Raw genomic sequence first — 8,200 nt, forward strand, 5'->3', positions numbered from 1 at the left:
TTAGGGGGAGAGCGGGCCGGGAGACGCCCGCCGCCAGGGAGATGCCCATGCCCCTCAACCGATCCCATCACGGTCCCTCGCCCCGTCCACGCGGCCGCACCCTTCTCCTTGGCGCCGTCGCGAGCCTGATCGCGACCGGCGCCCACGCGGAGGGCGATTCCCGCATCACCGGCCTGTGGAAGCTCGTCTCCTACGAGGTCGAGATCCGGTCCAGCGGCGAGAAGGACCCGGTGATGGGCGCCCACCCCACCGGCTACGCCTACTTCACGCCCGAGGGCCGGGTGTTCTTCAACCTGACTGGCGAGGGCCGCAAACCCGCCAAGGACGCCGAGGGCAAGGCCCGTCTCCTCGACACCACCGTGTCCTACACCGGCAAGTTCACCACCAGCGGCGACCAGTGGACCACCCGGATCGACACCGCCTGGAATCCCGATTGGATCGGCACGGACCAGACCCGCACGTTCAAGCTCGACGGCAAGCGGCTCGAGGTTCTCACCCCGTGGCGGATCATGCCGAACTGGGCCAAGCAGGGCGAGACCCGCAGCATCGTCACCTTCGAGCGCGCCACCGACGGCTGACCTGACCGATCCCTCCACCGGAGCCTGCCATGTCCCTCGTGATACCCGTGATCCTCGGCTCCGTCCGCACCGAACGCCAGGGCTCGCGCGCCGCGCGGTTCCTGGTGGCACAGCTGGAGGCGCGCGGCATCAACGCGCCCCTGGTCGATCCGGCCGCCCTGCAGCTGCCGCTGCTGGACAAGATGTACAAGGAGTACCCGAGCGGCGAGGCGCCCCCGGCCCTGGAGGATCTCGCGACGCTCTATCGCCGGTCGGACGCCTTCGTGGTGGTCTCGGCCGAGTACAACCATTCGGTCCCGCCGGCCCTGTCGAACACCCTCGACCATTTCCTCGAGGAGTATTCCTGGCGCCCGTCCGCCATCTGCTGCTACTCGGCCGGGCAGTATGGCGGCGTGCGCGCGGCGATGCAGCTGCGGGCGATGATGGCCGAACTCGGCGCGTCGAGCATCCCGTCGCTCCTGCCGATCCCGCGCATCGGCAAGGCCCTCGATGCCGAAGGGAACGCGCAGGAGGAGTGGCTGACCAAGGCCGCCAAGCGCTTTCTCGACGAGCTGGTCTGGTACGCCGAGGCGCTGCAGGCCAAGCGCGCGGGCGGCACGCCGTACTGAGGGGCTGGCCCGAGCCTTGCCCGGGGCAAATGCCACCGCGCTCCAACGGACAGCCCCATGAACGACGTCAGACACCTCCTTGCCAGCCTCGTGAAGGCGGCCCTCATGGGAGACGACCGCGCCAGCCTCCTGTGGCGCGAGGAGGCGCGGCAAGACCACGGCCGGATCGCCGCCGACCCGTCCACCGTCGCGCATCTCAAGATCGACGGCATGTGGACCCTGGCGGTGGGCGACGCCGAGGCGCCGGAATTTCGCGCGGCGGAAGGTCAAGTCGAGTTCGGTTTGCCGGCCTTGTGCCCGTTCACCCTCGCGGAGATCACCGACCCCGGTCTCGACATCGACGCGGCGGTGGAGCGCATCCGCAAATCGGCCGCCACGGGCTGAAGGATGTTGAGGGGCCGCTCCATGCCGTTGCCCAGGGGCGAGGGCGAGCCCATGTTGTGGGGACAGGCCGTGATCCCGTGCCGGGATCGGCCAAGACCTTCTAGCGTCGGGCCCTTCGCCCGCGCCGCGAGCCCGAGCCTTTGGCCAAGCGCATCAATCCGAATCCCGGACGCCCCGCCCTCCCCTCCCGCGAAGAGATCCTCGCCTTCATCGCCTCGGCGACGGAGAAGGTCGGCAAGCGCGAGATCGCGGCGGCCTTCGCCATCAAGGGCGCCGATCGCATCGGCCTCAAGCGCATCCTGAAGGAGATCGAGGAGGACGGCGCCATCGAGCGGGGCAAGGGCGGCCTCACGGAGGCCGGGCGCCTGCCGGCGGTGGTGCTGGCCGACATCAAGTCCCGCGACCGCGACGGCGACTTCCTGGCGGTCCCCGTCGAGTGGGACCAGGCGAAGGGTCCGCCGCCGAAGATCGCCGTGATGGCCCCGCGCCCGGGCCGCAAGCCGGGACTCGCCGCGCCCGGCATCAACGACCGGGTGCTCCTGCGCGTCGAGCCGACCGAGGGCGAGACCGGGCGCTATTCGGGCCGGGTCATCAAGGTGGTGGGCAAGAACAAGGCCGAGATCATCGGCGTCTACCGCGCCGGCAAGGACGGCGGCCGCATCATCCCCGTGGAGAAGCGGGCGCAGGGGCGCGAGATCGCGATCCCGGCGGGCGAGGAGGGCGAGGCAAGCGACGGCGATCTCGTCAGCGTCACCCTCCAGCGCGAGACCCAGTTCGGCCTGCCCCAGGGCCGGGTCAAGGAGCGCCTCGGATCGCTCGGCTCCGAGAAGGCGGTCAGCCTCATCGCGCTCCACCTCCACCACATTCCCCACGTCTTCGCCGCAGGCACACTCGCCGAGGCCGATGCGGTGGAGCCGGCCGGCCTCGACGGACGCGAGGACTGGCGGGCCGAGCCCTTGCTCACCATCGATCCGCCCGACGCCAAGGACCACGACGACGCCGTGATGGCGGTGCCCGATCCCGATCCCGCCAATGCGGGCGGATTCGTCGTCACCGTCGCCATCGCCGATGTCGCGGCCTATGTCCGGCCCGGCTCGGCCCTCGACCGCGAGGCGCTCATGCGCGGCAATTCGGTCTATTTCCCCGACCGGGTGGTGCCGATGCTCCCCGAGCGCATCTCCAACGACCTGTGCTCCCTGCGACAGAACGAGGACCGCCCGGCGCTCGCCGTGCGCATGGTCGTCACCGCCGACGGGACCAAGCGCCGCCACAGCTTCCATCGCGTGATGATGCGCTCGCGCGCCAAGCTGTCCTACGCCCAGGCGCAGGCCGCCATCGACGGGTTCACCGACGAGACCACCGCGCCCCTGCTGGAGCCGGTGCTGCGTCCGCTGTGGGCCGCCTACGAGGCCTTGAAGACCGCGCGCGACGAACGCGGGCCGCTGGCCCTCGATCTGCCCGAGCGCAAGGTGCTGCTCACCGCCGACGGGGCCGTCGACCGGGTCGTCGTGCCGGCGCGCCTCGATGCGCACCGGCTCATCGAGGAGTTCATGATCCAGGCGAACGTCGCCGCCGCCGAGACTCTGGAGCAGGCCAAGCAACCGCTGATCTACCGGGTCCACGACGAGCCGGCCCTGGAGAAGATGCGCGCGCTCGGCGAGGTGCTCGCCTCCATCGGCATCAAGATCCCCCAGGAAGCCAAACTCCGGCCCGCCCTGTTCAACCGCATCCTCGGGTCCGTGGCCGAGACCGAGCACGCGATCTTCATCAACGAGGTGGTGCTGCGGTCCCAGGCCCAGGCGGTCTACGCGGCGCAGAACCTCGGGCATTTCGGCCTGAACCTGCGCCGCTACGCCCACTTCACCTCGCCGATCCGGCGCTACGCCGATCTCATCGTCCACCGCGCCCTGATCGCGGCCTGCCGCCTCGGGCGCGACGGCCTGTCCTCGGAGGTCACCGTGGGCATGCTGGACCAGATCGGCGAGCAGATCTCGGCGGCCGAGCGCCGCGCCATGGCGGCCGAGCGCGAGACCATCGACCGGCTCATCGCCCACCACCTCGCCGACCGGGTCGGCGCCACCTTCACCGGGCAGATCTCGGGGGTGACCCGCTCGGGGCTGTTCATCAAGCTCGACGAGACCGGGGCGGACGGCTTCGTGCCGATCTCGACCATCGGCGCCGACTTCTACCGGCACGACGAGGCCAGGCACGCCCTCGTCGGCGAGCGCTCGGGCGAGACCCATCGGCTGGGCGACCGCGTCGAGGTCCGCCTCGTCGAGGCTGCGGCCGTGGCCGGGGCGCTTCGGTTCGAACTGCTCTCGGAAGGCCGGTCCCGGCCCGAACGGTCGTCGCCGGGCGACAAACCCCGCACCGCCCGCAGGGCCGGTGCGCCGGGCCGTCCCCCCGGCATCCGCAACGCCGGGTCGCGCCACCGCGGGTCGCGCCGCTGAGCCGGGTGCTGTAGGACAGAGGCTGACGAACAGGACGGACACCGCCATGACCGCGCGCGTCGAGACCCTCCCGGCCGAACGCCATGGCCTCGTGAAGTCCATGGCACGGGGCTTCCTCGGCCGCTGTCCCCATTGCGGCGAGGGCCGGATCTTCGGGCGCTTCCTCAAGGTGCGGCCGGACTGCGAGGCGTGCGGCCTCGCCCTGCACAGTCACCGCGCCGACGACCTGCCGCCCTACGTGGTGATCTTCATCGTCGGCCACATCGTCGGGTACTTCATCCTCGAACTCGAAACGAACTACACCGTGCCGCTATGGTTCCAGCTCAGCTTCTGGCCCGTCGTCACCCTCGCCTCGGCGCTCGCCCTGCTCCAGCCGGTGAAGGGCGCCGTCGTCGGGCTGCAATACGCCCTTGGCATGGGGGGCTTCGCCACGCTACCGGTGGGGCCGAGCGTGACCGTGTCGCGGCCGGAGGATCGTCAGCGTGACCCCAGCGACACTCGCGAGCCAGGCCTCGGCCAAGTCTGACGCCGAGCCCGATGCCAAGTCCGACGCCAAGTCCGATTCCGTGCGAAAGGCCGCCCTTCGGCCCCGCAACGCCGCCACCCTGATCATCCTCGACCGCTCGAAGAAGACGCCCAAACTCCTGATGGGGCGGCGCCACCCGGGCCTCGCCTTCATGCCGGGCAAGTTCGTGTTTCCCGGTGGCCGCATCGAGCCGGGCGACCGGCACATGCCCGTGGCCGGCGCCCTTTCGGCCCGGGCCACGGATGCCTTGGCCGCCCAGGTGCCGCGCGCCTCGCACCATCTCGGCCGCGCCCTGGCGCTCGCCGCCATCCGCGAGACCTACGAGGAGACCGGACTGATGCTCGGCACCCGTGAGTACGGGCCGCCGGACTCCGCACCCGAAGGCGTCTGGCGGGCGTTCCGCGAGGCCGGAATCATGCCCGACCTCGAAGCCCTGCATCTCGTCGCCCGCGCCATCACCCCGCCGGGCCGGCCGCGCCGGTTCGACACCCGCTTCTTCGCCGTGGACCGCAAGGCCGTTGCGGGCGAGGCACCCGGCATCGTCACACCTGATTCCGAACTCGTCGAACTCGCCTGGGTGACCTTCGCGGAGGCGCGCAGCCTCGACCTGCCGCGCATCACCGGCCTCGTGCTCACCGATGTCGAGGCCCAGGTCGCCGGCAACCTCGCGCCTTACCTGCCGATCCCGTTCTACTACGAGCGCCGGGGCAAGGGGCAGCGTGAGGTGCTGTGAGGCCAACTCCGCTCGATCGCGTCGGATCGAGCGGTCACTCCGGGCTCCCTCTCCCGGACGGCCGTTGCGCCCTATCCGCGCGAGGCGGATCTCGGCCCGCCTTGGCGCCGTCCGGTCCTACCCAGCCATGGCCGCCGCCGCGGCCTCCAAGCCCCAGCGCACGAGATCCTCGGCCTCCCTGGCCGAGGTCGCCTCGGCGTAGCAGCGCAACTCGGGCGCGTTGCCGGAGGCGCGGAAGTGGATCGTCCGTCCCCCCTCGAGTTCGATCCTGATCCCATCCTGCACGTCGACGGCCTGCGGCGTGCCGACCGGGCGAAGGAAGTCCTGGCGAAAGGACGCCTGGCCGAGTCGCTCCAGCAGGGACCCGCTCTGCTCGGGCGGGATCTCGGGCAACCGGGCACTCGCGGTCTCTCCCACGTTCAGGGAGGCGACGAGGGCGCAGAGCGTCAGGCCGGCCTCGCGCGCGGCCGCGAGCGTCGCCAGGATGGGCAGCATGGCATCGCGGGTCGGCAGGGCGGACAGAAGCTTGCCGGCGACGGTCATGTCCGAGCCGAGGAGGAACCCGCCATTCGCTTCGAACCCGACGACGGTGCCGCTGCCGTCGCGCGCAGCCTGCTCCATGCCGGCGATGACGTAGGGCGAGCCGACCCGGGTCCGCACGACCCGCCGGAACCCGCCGGCCCGCTCGATGGCGGCGCCCGCCGTGACGGGTACCACGACCGCCTCGGCGCCGAGGTACCGCGCGGTGATGAGACCGAGGACATCCCCGCGCAAGATCCGGCCGCTGGCGTCCGCGACCAGCGGCCGGTCGGCGTCACCATCCGTCGTGACGAGGGCATCGAGCCCGGCGGAGGCCATGGCGTCGCGAATGAAGGCGACATCCTCGGGGCGGTGGGCCTCCGTGTCGATGGGCACGAAGGTCTCGGAGCGACCGATGGGCACGACCCGGGCACCGAGGGCGCCGAGCAAGTCGGCGAGGAGGTCCCGGGCGACGGAACTCTGCTGGTAGACCGCGATCCGCAGGCCGGCCAGGAGGTCGGACGGGAAGGCGTCGTGGTAGCGTCGGCGATAGCGCTCGACCGCAGCGGAATCGGGTGTGGCGGGGACGTCCGGCGCCATCGCGCCCGATTCGGTGACGGGGCCGAGGGCCGCCAGGATGGCGACCTCGTCGGCCTTGGTGATCTCGCCGTCGGGGCGATAGAATTTCAGACCGTTCCGGTCCTGCGGGATATGGCTGCCCGTGACCATGACGGCACACGCTCCACGCCGGGTCGCCTCGAGGGCGAGGGCCGGCGTCGGCAGCGCGCCGCAATCGATCGCCCGGAACCCCGCCGCCGCCGCCGCGTTCGCGACGGTCGCCGCGATCCCCGCGCTGCTGTCGCGCAGATCACGGCCGATGACGACGGTGCGATGGGGGCTGGCCGTGGTGGCGATGGACCGGAAGAATGCGCTGGCATACGCGTAGCTCGGCCAGCCGACGAGGTCCGTCACGAGACCGCGCAGACCGCTCGTGCCGAATTTCAGATCGCCCATCTCATCTCCAGACACCAGACGCCCACGACCGGAGGCGGATAACACGATCGACCCGCGCGACGCAGCGGAACGCGATCCTTCGGGGTGCTGCCCCGTATTCCTGAGCGATCGTGATCGGCGGCCTCAGCCCGCCCGGGTGACGCGGCCTCACACCCTACGAGGCCATCTGCAAGGCATCGTCCGCGGAACCCAGCCGCTTCAGGTCAAACCCGCTCCACCAAATACCGGGACCAAACACTGTGTGGATCCCGCCGTCTCGTTCGACAAGCTCTGCAGGAACACAGTGTTTCGTTTCGGGCGCGGGCATCAAGAGAGGCGGACGTGGCGAATCCGACTGCGGGACAGGAGGAGCCGACCTCCGATCATGGGCTTCACGATCCTGACTTCGTGCCGCCTGACTGGAGTGCGCGCTGCCGGCCCGTGGTCGTCGACCGGGATCGATTGGCTGATGGCCCGAGGGCCTTTCGAATCGCCGCCGCCGAGATGACCGCCGGGATCATCGGCCACGGACTTCAGTGCGAACGCGAAAAGTAGGGCGGCTGCGTGTGAATTTCCGGATCTCGTTCGACAAATACGTGGGATGCGCCTGATCGCAACAGGAGGCCCGAAGAGCGACCCATTCGTCCCGATAAAGCGACTCATCGTTCATGGATCGAGATTTGGTCCTTGGATCGAGATTTGGTGGCCTGCCGTCGCCGGTCGATTCCGGCGACGCAGGATTGCACAGAAGCGAAACCGGCCACGGAGAGGTGAATTTTTCGAGTAAAAATATTACACTTGTGATTATTGTCTATAAATGAATACTATAAATCACTAAAAAATCATATTACATATTTTATTGATACATCTAACCGTCCTCTAAGACAATAAACGGAGTTTCGACATGGCATCCTCTTCGTCCCCCGTCTTCAAAAACTTCGTCGAAATGAATCCCTACACCAGCAGTACATTCAGGGTCGGGAGCGTCTTCACCGAGGAAGGGGGCTTCACGTTCTCGGATGCCGCCAGCGATGGGGGCGGCGACAATACCAGCTCGCTCGGCGATGTGAAGAACGAGGGCGTTACCGTCACGCAGCCCGGTGGCAGCCCATCCAGGACGGACCTTACCTATTGGGGAAAGCTCGGGGACGATGGCGTCGTGGTCCGGTTTCCTTCGCCCCGCAGCAACGACGGGTTCACTTACATCCTCTACACGAACCGAGAATTCAAGGCGTTCGATGAAGTCCCGCGATCGACCTTCGACCAGTCTCCCTTTGCGTTGTGCTTTGTGGCGGGCACGCGGATCCTGACGGCGCGGGGCGAGGTCGCCGTCGAGGACCTGCGGGTCGGCGACAGCGCCATCACCGCCTCCGGCCGCCGCCGCACCGTCACCTGGACCGGCCACCGCC

At 69.3% G+C, this 8,200-nt stretch carries 8 protein-coding genes; 7 read left to right on the forward strand and 1 reads right to left on the reverse strand.

Annotated features, from left to right (window positions below):
• Positions 1–47 precede the first annotated feature (47 nt).
• From MKK49_RS14580 to MKK49_RS14605, 6 genes are all read left to right on the forward strand, one after another.
• Positions 48–578 carry a lipocalin-like domain-containing protein gene (locus MKK49_RS14580; RefSeq protein WP_244029606.1) on the forward strand — a complete coding sequence of 177 codons (531 nt, stop codon included), beginning with the start codon at positions 48–50 and terminating at the stop codon, positions 576–578.
• Between the two features lie 29 nt (positions 579–607).
• On the forward strand, positions 608–1,186 hold the full coding sequence (locus MKK49_RS14585) for an NADPH-dependent FMN reductase (RefSeq protein WP_244029608.1): 579 nt from the start codon (positions 608–610) through the stop codon (positions 1,184–1,186).
• A gap of 57 nt (positions 1,187–1,243) precedes the next feature.
• The gene (locus tag MKK49_RS14590; protein ID WP_244029610.1) at positions 1,244–1,570 is read left to right on the forward strand and encodes a hypothetical protein; all 327 of its coding nucleotides are present in this window, start codon (positions 1,244–1,246) and stop codon (positions 1,568–1,570) included.
• 140 nt (positions 1,571–1,710) lie between these two features.
• On the forward strand, positions 1,711–4,020 hold the full coding sequence (gene rnr, locus MKK49_RS14595; RefSeq protein WP_244029612.1) for a ribonuclease R: 2,310 nt from the start codon (positions 1,711–1,713) through the stop codon (positions 4,018–4,020).
• Positions 4,021–4,066: 46 nt separating this feature from the next.
• Entirely contained in the window at positions 4,067–4,546 is a 480-nt protein-coding gene (locus MKK49_RS14600) for a DUF983 domain-containing protein (RefSeq protein ID WP_244029614.1), read from the forward strand.
• Positions 4,494–5,279 (forward strand): NUDIX hydrolase, encoded by a 786-nt coding sequence (locus MKK49_RS14605; protein WP_409565078.1) that lies wholly within the window; start codon positions 4,494–4,496, stop codon positions 5,277–5,279. Before MKK49_RS14600 ends, MKK49_RS14605 begins: the two co-directional genes overlap by 53 nt.
• 117 nt (positions 5,280–5,396) lie before the next feature.
• Here MKK49_RS14605 and MKK49_RS14610 read toward each other — a convergent pair whose 3' ends face one another.
• On the reverse strand, positions 5,397–6,812 hold the full coding sequence (locus tag MKK49_RS14610) for a phosphomannomutase (RefSeq protein WP_244029618.1): 1,416 nt from the start codon (positions 6,810–6,812) through the stop codon (positions 5,397–5,399).
• A gap of 883 nt (positions 6,813–7,695) precedes the next feature.
• Between MKK49_RS14610 and MKK49_RS14620 the strand changes: the two genes are divergently transcribed.
• Positions 7,696–8,200: Hint domain-containing protein (locus MKK49_RS14620; RefSeq protein WP_244029620.1), on the forward strand; the 505-nt coding region annotated here is incomplete at its 3' end.

It is taken from the genome of Methylobacterium sp. J-090, from assembly GCF_022829345.1.
Lineage (GTDB): Bacteria > Pseudomonadota > Alphaproteobacteria > Rhizobiales > Beijerinckiaceae > Methylobacterium.

Bases quoted from the DNA above. Each gene is read 5' to 3' on its own strand.
- MKK49_RS14580 (WP_244029606.1), top strand. From the start codon at position 48: ATGCCCCTCAACCGATCCCATCACGGTCCCTCGCCCCGTCCACGCGGC.
- MKK49_RS14585 (WP_244029608.1), top strand. From the start codon at position 608: ATGTCCCTCGTGATACCCGTGATCCTCGGCTCCGTCCGCACCGAACGC.
- MKK49_RS14590 (WP_244029610.1), top strand. From the start codon at position 1,244: ATGAACGACGTCAGACACCTCCTTGCCAGCCTCGTGAAGGCGGCCCTC.
- MKK49_RS14600 (WP_244029614.1), top strand. From the start codon at position 4,067: ATGACCGCGCGCGTCGAGACCCTCCCGGCCGAACGCCATGGCCTCGTG.
- MKK49_RS14610 (WP_244029618.1), bottom strand. From the start codon at position 6,812: ATGGGCGATCTGAAATTCGGCACGAGCGGTCTGCGCGGTCTCGTGACG.